Annotated in this window: 8 protein-coding genes, 1 pseudogene and 3 CRISPR repeat arrays (1 of these 12 running past the window's edge); of the genes and pseudogenes, 2 read left to right on the top strand and 7 right to left on the bottom strand. The window is 70.9% G+C overall.

What is annotated here, in order from left to right:
- Positions 1-1266: direct repeats of the CRISPR family, unit length 29 nt; unit sequence GGGTTCATCCCCGCGCGTACGGGGAGCAG; it reaches 532 nt to the left of the window's first position.
- A gap of 329 nt (positions 1267-1595) precedes the next feature.
- A CRISPR array of direct repeats spans positions 1596-2784; the repeat unit is 29 nt; unit sequence GGGTTCATCCCCGCGCGTACGGGGAGCAG.
- 330 nt (positions 2785-3114) lie between these two features.
- Positions 3115-3632: a CRISPR direct-repeat array (repeat unit 29 nt).
- A gap of 660 nt (positions 3633-4292) precedes the next feature.
- The 7 genes and pseudogenes from RLT57_RS18190 to RLT57_RS18160 all read right to left on the bottom strand — a co-directional run bounded on the left by RLT57_RS18190 (position 4293) and on the right by RLT57_RS18160 (position 11048).
- A complete protein-coding gene (locus RLT57_RS18190; RefSeq protein ID WP_311298449.1) occupies positions 4293-5033 on the bottom strand; it encodes a class I SAM-dependent DNA methyltransferase in 741 nt (246 codons plus the stop codon).
- A 483-nt stretch (positions 5034-5516) separates the two neighbouring features.
- Positions 5517-8522: an eCIS core domain-containing protein gene (locus RLT57_RS18185; protein ID WP_311298448.1), complete on the bottom strand. Its 3006-nt coding sequence runs from the start codon at positions 8520-8522 to the stop codon at positions 5517-5519.
- A 313-nt stretch (positions 8523-8835) separates the two neighbouring features.
- Positions 8836-9087 (bottom strand): hypothetical protein, encoded by a 252-nt coding sequence (locus tag RLT57_RS18180; RefSeq protein ID WP_311298447.1) that lies wholly within the window; start codon positions 9085-9087, stop codon positions 8836-8838.
- An 85-nt stretch (positions 9088-9172) separates the two neighbouring features.
- Positions 9173-9385 (bottom strand): DUF397 domain-containing protein, encoded by a 213-nt coding sequence (locus RLT57_RS18175; protein WP_311298446.1) that lies wholly within the window; start codon positions 9383-9385, stop codon positions 9173-9175.
- A gap of 17 nt (positions 9386-9402) precedes the next feature.
- Positions 9403-9771 (bottom strand): annotated as a pseudogene (locus RLT57_RS18170) (Scr1 family TA system antitoxin-like transcriptional regulator); the annotation flags it as partial.
- 183 nt (positions 9772-9954) lie between these two features.
- Positions 9955-10167: a DUF397 domain-containing protein gene (locus RLT57_RS18165; RefSeq protein ID WP_311298445.1), complete on the bottom strand. Its 213-nt coding sequence runs from the start codon at positions 10165-10167 to the stop codon at positions 9955-9957.
- Positions 10168-10184: 17 nt separating this feature from the next.
- Positions 10185-11048 (bottom strand): helix-turn-helix domain-containing protein, encoded by an 864-nt coding sequence (locus tag RLT57_RS18160; RefSeq protein WP_311298444.1) that lies wholly within the window; start codon positions 11046-11048, stop codon positions 10185-10187.
- Between the two features lie 248 nt (positions 11049-11296).
- On the opposite strand from RLT57_RS18160, the gene RLT57_RS18155 reads away from it, so the two are divergent.
- Positions 11297-11725 carry an ATP-binding protein gene (locus RLT57_RS18155; protein WP_311298443.1) on the top strand — a complete coding sequence of 143 codons (429 nt, stop codon included), beginning with the start codon at positions 11297-11299 and terminating at the stop codon, positions 11723-11725.
- Between the two features lie 276 nt (positions 11726-12001).
- The gene (locus tag RLT57_RS18150; protein ID WP_311298442.1) at positions 12002-12643 is read left to right on the top strand and encodes a hypothetical protein; all 642 of its coding nucleotides are present in this window, start codon (positions 12002-12004) and stop codon (positions 12641-12643) included.
- Positions 12644-12651 lie beyond the last annotated feature (8 nt).

Here is a 12651-nt window from a genome sequence, read left to right as displayed (position 1 = left end):
ACGACGTGTTTCCTGCCGGGTTCATCCCCGCGCGTACGGGGAGCAGCGGTAATGGCGGTGGTGCCGTCAGCCCAGTGCGGGTTCATCCCCGCGCGTACGGGGAGCAGCGGTAATGGCGGTGGTGCCGTCAGCCCAGTGCGGGTTCATCCCCGCGCGTACGGGGAGCAGGACGACATGGTTGATCTGCTGGCCCGCACCGCGGGTTCATCCCCGCGCGTACGGGGAGCAGCCGAGCTTCGGCTTGGGCTTCAACGGCAGCCAGGGTTCATCCCCGCGCGTACGGGGAGCAGCCAGCGCAGCGTGGTGGCGACATCGGCGGGCTGGGTTCATCCCCGCGCGTACGGGGAGCAGTTCCAGCGGTAGGCGCCCTTGCCGCCGTCCGCGGGTTCATCCCCGCGCGTACGGGGAGCAGCCCAGCCGCCGCCCGAGCCGGACCACGGTGTCGGGTTCATCCCCGCGCGTACGGGGAGCAGAGCTGGTCGCCGACCATGCCGTCCGGCTGGTCGGGTTCATCCCCGCGCGTACGGGGAGCAGGGTCGTCGGTGCCGCTCGCGGTGCGCCGGCCGGGGTTCATCCCCGCGCGTACGGGGAGCAGGCAATCTCCACTAGGGGCACAACCCCCAGCGGGGGTTCATCCCCGCGCGTACGGGGAGCAGGCGGTACGTCGGGGGCGCTCTTCTTGGGTGCCGGGTTCATCCCCGCGCGTACGGGGAGCAGCACACGTAATCGCCATCGGCGAGAACCGGTGTGGGTTCATCCCCGCGCGTACGGGGAGCAGCCCGTCTCGGGATGGGGATAGCTAAGCGTAGAGGGTTCATCCCCGCGCGTACGGGGAGCAGCTCGCCCGGGTTCGGATTGGTCCGGGCGAGCAGGGTTCATCCCCGCGCGTACGGGGAGCAGGTCTCTCATTTCATGATCGATTCACCGGCGGGGGGTTCATCCCCGCGCGTACGGGGAGCAGGTCGGCAGCCCAGACGGCCTGACGGCGGTGGAGGGTTCATCCCCGCGCGTACGGGGAGCAGCCCGCGCCGCCGGCACCGGCGAGGCGGACGAGGGGTTCATCCCCGCGCGTACGGGGAGCAGTGACCCATCCCACGCCCGCCATCACCCGCAGCGGGTTCATCCCCGCGCGTACGGGGAGCAGATCCCGAAGGACCCGGTGTCCGTCGCGGAGGCGGGTTCATCCCCGCGCGTACGGGGAGCAGAACCAACGAGCGCTTCTATCGGGCTCACTCCCGGGTTCATCCCCGCGCGTACGGGGAGCAGACTTGATGACCTGCGGTTTTACCGACAGGAATCGATGTTTTGAACCACTTTCGAGGAAACGGACAAATCAACCAGCGCCCACAGCGGGGGCTGCACGCACGTCTTCACACAAAAGGGTACGGCCAGCCCAATCACAAAACCCGCCGCCCAGCATGACCGGTGCAGGAGACGCCGAAACGTCAAGCCCCAGCCGGGACCGACCCAGCGCCCGTCCCCAGGACTCAGCGGATCGAAAAGAACTCCCACAGGACTCCCAACACCATCACGGCAAGGGCCACCCCCGCGGACGCGAGGATCAGCCGACAGGCTCAGATACAGGCCGGGCGGCACGGGTTCATCCCCCCGCGTACGGGGATCAGCGCCCCGCAGCTCGGCCCGCAGCTCCTCCGTGGGGTTCATCCCCGCGCGTACGGGGAGCAGTGCACCGGCGCGAGGATCGGCCGATGGGCGTCGGGTTCATCCCCGCGCGTACGGGGAGCAGTCCAGGAGGATCAGGCGGAGCGCGCTGCCGATGGGTTCATCCCCGCGCGTACGGGGAGCAGCCGGGCGAACCGAGGACGGGCAGGTCGTTGAAGGGTTCATCCCCGCGCGTACGGGGAGCAGGCCCTAGCACGGGGCATGGCTCAGCTGGGCATGGGTTCATCCCCGCGCGTACGGGGAGCAGCCTCGGCGGCGTTCGCGGTCCTGCTCACGGTCGGGTTCATCCCCGCGCGTACGGGGAGCAGTCCTTCGCGGCGAACGACCCGTGCTTGGTGAAGGGTTCATCCCCGCGCGTACGGGGAGCAGGCAGTCGATGACCGCGTACGGATCGATGCCGCGGGTTCATCCCCGCGCGTACGGGGAGCAGGTGGGTTCGTCGCGCTCGGTCGGGTCATAGCCGGGTTCATCCCCGCGCGTACGGGGAGCAGGCCATCGGGTCCATACATGTCGGGGACACCGTGGGTTCATCCCCGCGCGTACGGGGAGCAGGGGTTCTGCGGGATGATCCCGGGCTGCCGGTTGGGTTCATCCCCGCGCGTACGGGGAGCAGACGCGCACGGCGACTACACCGGCCCCGACTACGGGTTCATCCCCGCGCGTACGGGGAGCAGGGAGACCGTACCGGAGGACGTTACCCGGAAACGGGTTCATCCCCGCGCGTACGGGGAGCAGGCCTCGGCGTAGCGGCGGATGGTGTCGTCACTGGGTTCATCCCCGCGCGTACGGGGAGCAGCCCGCTGTCTAGCGGCCAATCTCGGTAACAACGGGTTCATCCCCGCGCGTACGGGGAGCAGGCACACAGCCGTGTGCAGGCGGTGTACGCCGAGGGTTCATCCCCGCGCGTACGGGGAGCAGACCACCACCGTTCCAGAGGAGCACGCCATGTCGGGTTCATCCCCGCGCGTACGGGGAGCAGCTCGACCGCCGCTACACCGGCACCTACCAGACGGGTTCATCCCCGCGCGTACGGGGAGCAGGGACCAACGCCGACGAGTACGACGGCCGGACGCGGTTCATCCCCGCGCGTACGGGGAGCAGGCTTGATGACCTGCGGTTTTACCGACAGGAATCGATGTTTTGAACCACTTTCGAGGAAACGGACAAATCAACCAGCGCCCACAACGGGGGCTGCACGCACGTCTTCACGCAAAAGGGTACGGCCAGCCCGATCATAAAACCCGCCGCCCAGCGTGACCGGCGCAGGGGACGCCGGAACGTCAAGCCCCAGCCAGGACCGACCCAGCGTCCGGCCCCAGGACTCGGCGGAATGAAAAGCACACCCACAGGACTCCCAACACCATCACGGCAAGGGCCATCCCCGCGGACGCGAGGATCAGCCGGTGGCCCGGCCCACGGTGACGGACCCGCGGGGTTCATCCCCGCGGGCGCGGGGAGCAGGGGCAGCCGGTGGGCCGGCCGGTGACCGACCCGGGTTCATCCCCGCGGGCGCGGGGAGCAGCCGGGGCCGTGGGGTCGCCGCCCCCGATCATCGGGTTCATCCCCGCGGGCGCGGGGAGCAGACGGGCGGCCGGGTCAGGAACTCCGACATGGCGGGTTCATCCCCGCGGGCGCGGGGAGCAGCACACCCCCCAGAGCAGCGGCCGGCCGGCCGCGGGTTCATCCCCGCGGGCGCGGGGAGCAGGCGTCACCCCTTTCCGGTTACGGCCTTAGCGAGGGTTCATCCCCGCGGGCGCGGGGAGCAGGCCTCTGGCTCGATCCCGCGATGGGCGCACAAGGGTTCATCCCCGCGGGCGCGGGGAGCAGACGACCGGCGCGCAGTTTTTCACGGTTGCCAAGGGTTCATCCCCGCGGGCGCGGGGAGCAGTGCCTGACGACAGCGGCGTAAGCGACCCGATCGGGTTCATCCCCGCGGGCGCGGGGAGCAGTCTTGGTGACCTGCGGCTTTGTCGGCGAGGTTGGTCGTCTCGGACCACTTTCGAGGAAACGGGCAAAACGGCCAGCACGCCAGGCGAGTCGCCGCGCGTGCCCCTTCAGGCAAGAAGGGTACGGCTGGCTCGGTCGCGGAACTGCGCACGCAGCCGGCCCCCGGGGACGTGGCGCCGGGATCGTCAGCTCGCCGGATCGCGGACGCTTGCGAGGGGGCACCGTGTCGGGCTGCCCCGGTCTGCCTCGCCGGAGACGAGCGCCCTCCGTTGCCCGCCGACGAAGGCCCACGCAGCGCAGCGGCCGCAGGGCGGGCGCGGGCGGCTCCCGAAGCTGGTCGTCGTCGCCTGACGAGCGTCCCCATTTCCCCAGCCGACCCGGCCCCAGGTGAGGTCAGGGATTACCCTGCGCTCCGGCAGCCCGCCCGCCGCGGGAGGCCGTGGGGCGTCGCGGCCGCGGGGGTCCCGCGGGGCCCCCGGGCCGTACGGGGACGTACGGGGACGTGTCACCGCGCGCGCCGGGGATCCCCGTTGGTTCGAGCCGAGAGGCCGTCGGCGGGGCGCCGCAGCGCCGAAGCGTAGGCGCGGCGGGGCGCGGCGGGGCGCGGCGGGGCGGGGCGGGGCGGGGCGGGGCGCCGCAGCGTAGGGGCGCCGCAGCGCCGGTCACGCCAGCGGCTTTCGCCAGGTCGAGACGTGGCCGGGGCTTTCGCTGGTGAAGGGGGCGCCGGTCCAGGTGGACCAGCGGGTGTGGAGGTGGAGGCCGGCGAGTTGGGCCATGAGGTCGAGTTCGGCGGGCCAGACGTAGCGGAAGGGGATGGAGCGGTAGTCGCCGCGGCCGTCGGCCAGGTCGATGTAGTTGGAGCTCATCGACTGGGTGGCGACGTCGTAGAGGTCGAAGGCCCAGCGGGTCGGGCCGGTGTGGAAGGGGACGGCGTTCTGGCCGGGCGGGAGTCGGCGCAGGTCGGGGGTGGCGACCTCGATGACGAAGGAGCCGCCGGGGGCGAGGTGGGCGGCGGCGTTGCGGAAGCAGGCGACCTGGGCGGCCTGGGTCGTCAGGTTCATGATCGTGTTGAAGACCAGGTAGGCGACGCTGAACGTCCCCTCGACCCGGGTCGTGGCGAAGTCGCCGACGGTCACGCCGACCAAATCGCCGTCCGGCTTGGCACGCAGCCGCGCGACCATCGCCCGGGAGAGGTCGATGCCGTGCACCGGGACCCCGCGGCGGGCCAGCGGGAGCGCGAGACGGCCGGTGCCGACCCCCAGCTCAAGGGCGCGCCCGTCACCGGCCAGCCCCGCCAGCACGGTAACCGCCTCGTTCACGACACCGGGCTCGAACATGTCCGCCGACGACGCGTCGTACGCCGCCGCGACCCGCTCTCCGAAGTAGCCGTCCTCATCGTCCACCGGCCGACCGTACTGCGATTGCCGGAGCGGCGCCTCCGCATTCCGGCCGCCCGCTTCCTGCCGCGGGGGCGGCGCCGCACCAAGCCGGTCCCGCTCCGCCCTACCGGACCGCGCACGACCACGCCGACCCCAGCGGGACACCGCCCCAGGCAGCGAACCGCGCGCATCTCCCCCCGGGACCTCGCCACCACAAGCGGCGGAACCCCGCGCCTCCCCACCCCGCACACCCCGCACACCCCCACTCCACCCCCACCCCCACCCCCATCGACGAAAGCACACGCGGCAAAAACCCGCGCCTCCCCATCGCAGGCGCCCCCACCGCAGCCAGCGAAAGCACACGCGACACAACCTGGGGCGTCTCCACCGCGGCCAGCGAAAGCACGCGGCGCAGGCAGGCCGCAGGAAAGCCGTGGGAAAGCCTCAGAAAAGCCGCAGGAAAGCCGCAAGAGGAGAAGAAAGGTGCCGGGCGCGCCGTGCGGGCGGTCACCGTCTCCTGGCCGGAGCTTTCCCCTTCCCCTTGCCCTCGTAGGGCACGTCGCTGTCGGTGTCCCCCGCGTCGCTGTACTCCGGCCCGGATTCCCGCTCGGACGCGGCGTCGTCCTCGGATGCGGAGGATTCCTCCTGCGGGCCGGGCGAACGGTCCGGGGGCAGCAGTGCCAGGCGCCCGTCGTCGCCGAAGTAGTAGACGTCCCCGGTGCTGGTCCGGACATAGGTGTGCTGGCCCTGGGCGTCGACCCGGTGGTCGTAACCGGCCGGCTCGCGCGGGGCCGCCGCCGACGACGAAGCCGCGGCCGGCTCCGGGTCGCCCATCTCGACGTCACCTCCCGGAGTGCTGGGCGGCGGCGCGGCCGGAGGCCGCACCGCCGGCTTCCCGCCGGCGTTGAGCGTCCCGAACTTCCTGTTGAGGAACTTCCGCAGGGCGTCCGCGGTGAGGAAGAGCTCCCTGGCCAGCTGCGGGATGGCGACCCGCTCGCGGATTCCGTCGAGCGTCCGGGCGAGTCGGTCGTCCATGTCCCCGGGGGACAGGGTCCTGCCCGTCGGATTACCCGTGTCGTGCAGTTCCTGCCAGTCCCGGTAGAACGCATGGTTGCCGGCGGCGCGCAGCGCCTCCTGGATGTCGGCCCTGTCCTTCTCGGGGAGCACGTTCGCGCCCTTGGTGAAGGTGGTCGCCGTCTTCTTGGCCTTCCCGCCGCCCCCGGCGCGCTGCGGCACACGTTTCCGCTCGGGGTCGGCCTGCCTGCCGTCCCGCGCCTCGTGGCCGGTCGTGCCCTTGAGCAGGCGGCGGACGATGCTCTCCGACGCACCGGTGATCTCGACGATCTCGACGGCGCTCATCTTCTTCTTCCCGCTGGGCCCGCCGGCGGCCATGTCACGGAAGACCCGGCCCTGCTCCTCACGCGCGGCCGGACCCTTCCCCCACACCGCTACGAGCCGGGCCACGTCGGCGTCGTCGGCGACGCGGGCGGCGCGGGTCGGCCTGGTCGCGGCGCCCGCCTTTCCCGGGCCGAGCTTCCTGCCGCCGCTGCGCGTGCCGGTGACCAGCTTGCGCCTCCGGGTGCGGGAGGCGCCCTCGATGCCGGGCATGCGGTCGGGATCGGACCCGCTGTCGGAGTCGGAGTCGGACGAGGCGGTTCGGGATTCGGCGTCCGTGTCGGACGCGGTGGTGTATCCGCGCCCCTGCGCGTTGGCGGCCGAGGTCAGGGTCTGCGGGCCGTTGTCGTCGGTGAACGTCGGATCGTCTCGCGGCGGGGCCTGCCAGGAAGGTGCAGCGGTGCTCATCGGTGCGTCGAGCATCGCCTTGACGTACTCCAGGTACTGCGGATCGTCCACGACGTGACGCAGGTGCTGTGCGAGGGTCTTCACCGACTTCTCGTAGTAGAAGCCGTAGTTGGGGTTGAACTCCAGGTTGCCGAAGCCGGCGACGTCCCGGTAGTAGCGCAGGGCCGCGTTGCAGCCGAGGCAGCCCCGGTACTTTCCCTCGATGGCGAAGTCGCCCTTGACCTCTTCGGGCCGCAGACCGGCGCTGCGGATGGCCACCAGCAGTTTCTGTTCGGCGTGCATCGAGTGGGACGTGGCGCTCGCGTTGGGCGCGCGTTTCGCCTTCGCCCCGGGTTCCTCCGCGCCCGCCGTCTTCGCCGTCTTCGCCGTCTTGTCCGTCGCCCCGAAGCGCAGCATCATCACCGAGCCCGCGTACTGCGGTTCGGTAAGCAGCGCCTTCATACGGGGATCCGCGGCATCGACGTACATGACCGGTCGGCCCAGGCTGGCGCGTACGGCCTCCGCGGTGGCGTCCTCGCCGTCCACACCGCGCTCGCCGTCGAACACCTGGTTGATCTTCGCTTCGGCCCGTTTCAACCGGTCGACGTACTCGGTCGCGTCCTGGTCGTGCAGTCCGGCCCTGCGGTTCTCCTCGCTCTGCTGTGCCCTGAGCAGGTCCCGCAGGGTGCGCTGTTCGTCGCCGGCCTTCTTGAGGGAGTCGATTGAGTCGTTGAAGTTGGACGCGAAGAGCAGCCGGTCGTTGATCAGCATCCCCTGGACCTCGCGGTCGTCGACGTCGGCCCGGCCGGACTCGCCGCCGCCGGCCGCGTCCTGCGCCGCGCGGATGGCGTCGTAGGTCAGAAAGCTCAGATGGGACAGCGTCTGTCCGGACCGCTCCTCCTCCTTGTCCCGGGCATAGCGCAGCCGGACCTCGTCGGTCGCCCTGCCGTGCCGGCCGCCGCCGTAACTCGCGGCTCCCGAGTCGATCACCACCTGTGTGACGTCGTCGACGAGGTCCTTCTGGGACTTCCCCTTCGTACGCGCCTTCTTGGCGGGCGGTTCCGCGTCGTCCCTCATCCGCTGCACGGCCCGCCGGACCGTCGCGGAGCCCCCGGGACCGGGCGGCGGGGCTGCGGCGAGGTGCTCGGTGACGGCCCGCCGCGCGAAGGCGGAGGGGGCGTACGGCATGCCCTGCCGGAAGGCGACGCCGTCGGCCGCCGCCTCGCGCTCCTCGGTGTGGCCGGGGTCGCTGATCCGCAGCCCGCCGCCGTTGTCGACACCGGCGACCCTGCCCTCGCTCTGCTGCCCGACGTGCCGGGTCTCGTGCCCGATCGTCTCCGCGTCCTCGCCGCCCGCGCCGAGGACGATGTCCGCACCGACCGTGTAGGCGCGCGCCCCGATCGCCGCGGCGGACCGCCGCGCCACCGCACCGGTGTGCAGCCGGACACCGGAGAGGTCGGTCTGGTGGAAGGTCTCCAGCGCCCCGCGCCGGGCGGGATCGATCGGCCGGCCGGGCGATCGCAGTGCCTGCTCCACCAGGTCCCGCTGAACGCCGGGCTCATCGGCGCCGGAGACGTAAACGCCGGGCTCATCGCCGCCCGCGGCACCGGGTGCGCCCAGGGTGCCTTCGGCCTGCGACTCCGGCCGGTCCCGGTCCCGGTTCTGGCCGAAGTCGCTGTCCCGGCCGGGACCGTGAGCGGGGTCCCGGCCTTGGTCAGATCGCTGGTCCACGCCGTCGGGCCTGTTCCGGGCGAGGATCCGGGAGACGGCCTGGTTGCCGATGGAACGCTGGAGTGCACCTAACAGGGCGGGAGAAAGGGGCGGCACCGGCCCGGCGACGCGACCGCCCGCCGAGTCGGAGGGAGTACGTACCGTCCGGTTCGCCGGGCCGGGCTTCGCACCCTGCCGCTTCTGCTGTGCGTACAAGACCCCTCGCCTTCACGGTCGAAGTGAATGGGGTCCTCTCACGGTACGCGGCCCGGCCGTCGGCGTCCCGCCCCCGACCACAGCTCGTCCGTGTTCCGGCCATCGGCCGGGCCGGGCGTCAGCGGATACGCCCCCCCGGAACGGACTCCCCCGCGTCGAGGTCGGGCAGCATTCCGAGCGCCGGGGGAAGGTGGGGCCGTGCGAGCATGAACGACACGTCTCCGCCCAGTACGGGACCGCTCGCCGTCCCGTCCTCCGCCATGTCGAGGCGTACGAGTTCGGAGGCGTTCATCCACCCGCGGACCGCGACGAGGATTTCACCACCGGGGCGGGTCTGCTCGCATCCCTCCGAAGCGGTGCCGTCAATCACTGGCCCCCTCTCTGTGCTGGAACTCGTCGGCGACAGCCGCCGAGGGCCGGTTCACCGGTCACGGCCACGCGCAGGTAGCAGTGGGTCAGAGGGGGAAGCGACCTTCGCGGACGGCGGTGACGAAGGCGGCGAAGGACTCCGCCGGGATCACCAGGGCCGGACCGGACTTGTCCTTGGAGTCGCGGATCGCGACCCGGCCCGTGCCGGTGAGGTCCGCGACCTCCACGCAGGCATTGGCGTTCTCCTGGCTGTAGGACGACTTGAACCAAGCGCCCTCGGGAGCGATGTCAGGTGCCATGCGGTACGTCATGCAGATCAGATCTCTCCAGCTAGTCGATGCAGAAAGATCAGGCTCTCGCCCGGAGCCAGCGCCCCAGCGCGCAGGGCGTCGAACCTCCGGTTGAAGGCCCAGATCGTGGTGTCCTTGTCGCTGACGCCGGACCCCTCGGGTACATCGGACTGAACGACCGTCAGTTGCGGCGCGTCGAACTCCAGAAGAGTGAAATCGAAGCTTGACCGGTACGTGCTGTCAGCCATGGGCAGGACCTGGACGGTCACATTGTCGAGCTTCGTCAGCCGGATGATCTCCTCGTACTGCTCGCCCATCACGTCAGGGCCGCCGACGACCCGGCGCAGTGCGGCCTCGTCCAGGATGGCCCACACCTCCAGTTGGCTGCCCTGACGGGTGAGCTGTTCCTTGTCGGGCCGTTGTCAAAGGGCGCCGGACTCTTGGCCCAGTTATCCCAGGTGTTTTCAGGGACAGGGCGGGGGGCATGGCGGTCTCCTCGGCGAGTAGGGGTACGGCCTGCTACCCGCAGTGTGGGAGCAGGCCGTACGGGAGGAGGAGGGTGGAATCGGCCGAATGGGTCAGAGGGGGAAGCGGCCCTCGCGGACGGCGGTGACGAAGGCGGCGAAGGACTCCGCCGGGATCACCAGGGCCGGGCCGGACTTGTCCTTGGAGTCACGGATCGCGACCCGACCCGTGCCGGTGAGGTCCGCGACCTCTACACAATTGGTGGCGTTTTCCGAACTGTACGAGGACTTGAACCAAGCGCCCTCGGAGGCGATGTCGGGTGCCATGCGGTACGTCATGCAGATCAGATCTCTCCGGCTAGTCGGTGCAGAAAGGTCGGGCTCTCGCCCGGAGCCAGCGCCCCAGCGCGCAGGGCGTCGAACCTCCGGTTGAAGGCCCAGATCGTGGTGTCCTTGTCGCTGACGCCGGACCCCTCGGGTACATCGGACTGAACGACCGTCAGTTGCGGCGCGTCGAACTCCATCAGGGTGAAATTGAAGCTCGACCGGTACGTGCTGTCAGCCATGGGCAGGACCTGGATGGTCACATTATCGAGCTTCGTCAGCCGGATGATCTCCTCGTACTGTTCCCGCATCACATCCGGGCCGCCGATCACACGTCGGAGCGCTGCCTCGTCGAGGATGGCCCACAGCTCCAAGCCGCTGCCCCTGCGGGTCAGGTGTGCCTTGCGCTCCATCCGCAACTGGACGGTGCGCTCGATGATCTCCGTCGTGTGTTCCTCGACCGGCTTCGCGGTTTGCAGCATCGCCCGGACGTAGTCCTCGACCTGCAGGAGCGAAAAGATCACGTCCGGCTGCCAGGCCCGAATCGCGCGGGCGCCGCTCTCCAGTCCCACGTACATCGCCATCCCTGACGGCATGACGCTGCGATACTGCGACCACCAGCCCCGGTTCAGCGAGTCCCGGTGGATCTCCGCGAGGAACTGAATATCGTCCTCGTCGGTCAGGCCGTACCGATCCAGCAGTACGCGCAACTCTGCCGCCGACTTCAGGCCGGTGAGGCCGTTCTCCACGCGGTAGAGCTTCGTGGTCGAGAGGTCCAGGCCGTCGACCGCCTGTGCGAGCGTAAAGCCCACCTTCTCTCTCAACCGGCGCAGCTCCGCACCCAGTTGCATACGCCGAACGGTGGGTCCGGTCGGTGCTGCCATGAGTTTCCCTCCCCGAGCTTCGAGTTTAGGCGCCCGCCGTGTCAGTGCCGAGGCCGCGACGGGAAGTCCCTGTCATGTCGCGCAGAGCCCACCAAGTTACATATGCCATTTGGTCCGAAAGTTACGGACAGCGTTGCCGAGCCCTCCGCGTAGTACCAAGCTAGTACCTAACGCCACCGCCTGTCACGGGCAGTGAAAGCTGCAGGTCCGCACACCCGTGCGACCCCAACCCCGCCCGAGGTAGTCGGATGATCGCGTCGCCCTCCACGCCCAGCCCCGCCGGGCACCCCGCATACACCCAGCCCCTGCCGTGCGCGGCACCGAGCGCGGCCGAGGCGCGGCGGCTCGTCCGGACCGCGCTCGGCGTGTGGGGGCTGGACGCTCTCGCCGACGAGGCCGAGTTGGTCGTCTCGGAGCTGGTCGGGAACGCCGTACGGCACACCCGGTGCCGGCTGATCCAGGTCTCGGTCGCGCGGCCCGCGCGGGGCACCGTACGGGTGGCGGTCGCCGACGGGTCGTATGTGCGGCCGGTTCCGCGGGCGCAGCCGGGCGACGAGGACGTGTGCGGGCGCGGGCTGGTGCTGGTCGCGGCGCTGGCGGACCGGTGGGGAACGGACCCGTTGCCGTGCGGGAAACGGGTCTGGGCGGAGCTGGCCCAGATCGGCGGCGCGCGCTGACGGCGACCGGACCCGTACGCAAAGCCCGCGCGAGGGGCCCGCCCGGAAAACCCCCGCCTCCGCCGCGGAACCCGCACCCGGAGCCGCGCGAAGCGCACCCGCGGAAAGCCCGCACGAAGAGCCGTACGAAGGGCCCACATGAACGGCCCGCGCGAAGGGCCCGCATGAAGAGGTCGCATGAAGGGCCCGCGCGATGGGCCCCGACGAAAAACCCGCGCGAAGAGCCCGCGCAGCGAACCCGCACCGACAGAACACCAGACAAGGAGTACCGCCGTTATGTCCGTTCAACCGGCCGCGTCCCCGGAGCTGTTGAGGTGGGGGCCGAAGAACCTGCCGGTCCCGTACGCCGCCACGTGGAGTGCGGAGACCTCCGGCACGGGGTCCGGTCTCATCGTCCGGCCGCACGGGATCGGGTACCGGGACGAGACCCCGGCCGACCGCGACACCAACGGCGTGCTGTGGTCCCGGACGCGGCAGTCGCCCGGGGTCGGGCGGCCCGACTACCGGTCCATGCACCCCCGGCGGCAGCACCGGACGATGCTGCACAAGCTGTGCCAGGTCTGCGGCGGGCCGGCCGACCGTACCTCGCGGGGCTGGCTGTTCCTGCTGCCCCGGCCCGAGGGGACGGAGTCCCGCGTCATCGAAGGGGTACGCACCACCAAGCCGCCGATCTGCCGGCCCTGCGCGGCTCTCGCGCTGCGCCACTGCCCGCATCTGACGGCGCCGGTCTTCGTCCGCTCCCGCAAGCCCCGCGTCTGGGGGGTTTACGGCGACATGGTCACCCCGACAGGTGAGTTCGCTCCCGAGGACTCCGGGCACTACCTGCCCTACGGGCACCCGCTGGCCCCCTGGTTCCTCGCCTCCCAGAGCGTCGTGGAACTCAACCGCTCCACGCAGGTCGCCCTCGACCAGGACTGATCCCGGCG

Origin of the sequence: Streptomyces sp. ITFR-21, assembly GCF_031844685.1 — a bacterium.
In the GTDB taxonomy this organism is placed as follows: Bacteria; Actinomycetota; Actinomycetes; order Streptomycetales; family Streptomycetaceae; genus Actinacidiphila.
This window is presented reverse-complemented; position numbering and strand designations above follow the sequence as displayed.

Coding starts and splice junctions, on each gene's coding strand:
- RLT57_RS18175 (WP_311298446.1), bottom strand. CDS start 9,385: ATGGCACCTGACATCGCTCCCGAGGGCGCTTGGTTCAAGTCGTCCTAC.
- RLT57_RS18165 (WP_311298445.1), bottom strand. CDS start 10,167: ATGGCACCCGACATCGCCTCCGAGGGCGCTTGGTTCAAGTCCTCGTAC.
- RLT57_RS18160 (WP_311298444.1), bottom strand. CDS start 11,048: ATGGCAGCACCGACCGGACCCACCGTTCGGCGTATGCAACTGGGTGCG.
- RLT57_RS18155 (WP_311298443.1), top strand. CDS start 11,297: ATGATCGCGTCGCCCTCCACGCCCAGCCCCGCCGGGCACCCCGCATAC.
- RLT57_RS18150 (WP_311298442.1), top strand. CDS start 12,002: ATGTCCGTTCAACCGGCCGCGTCCCCGGAGCTGTTGAGGTGGGGGCCG.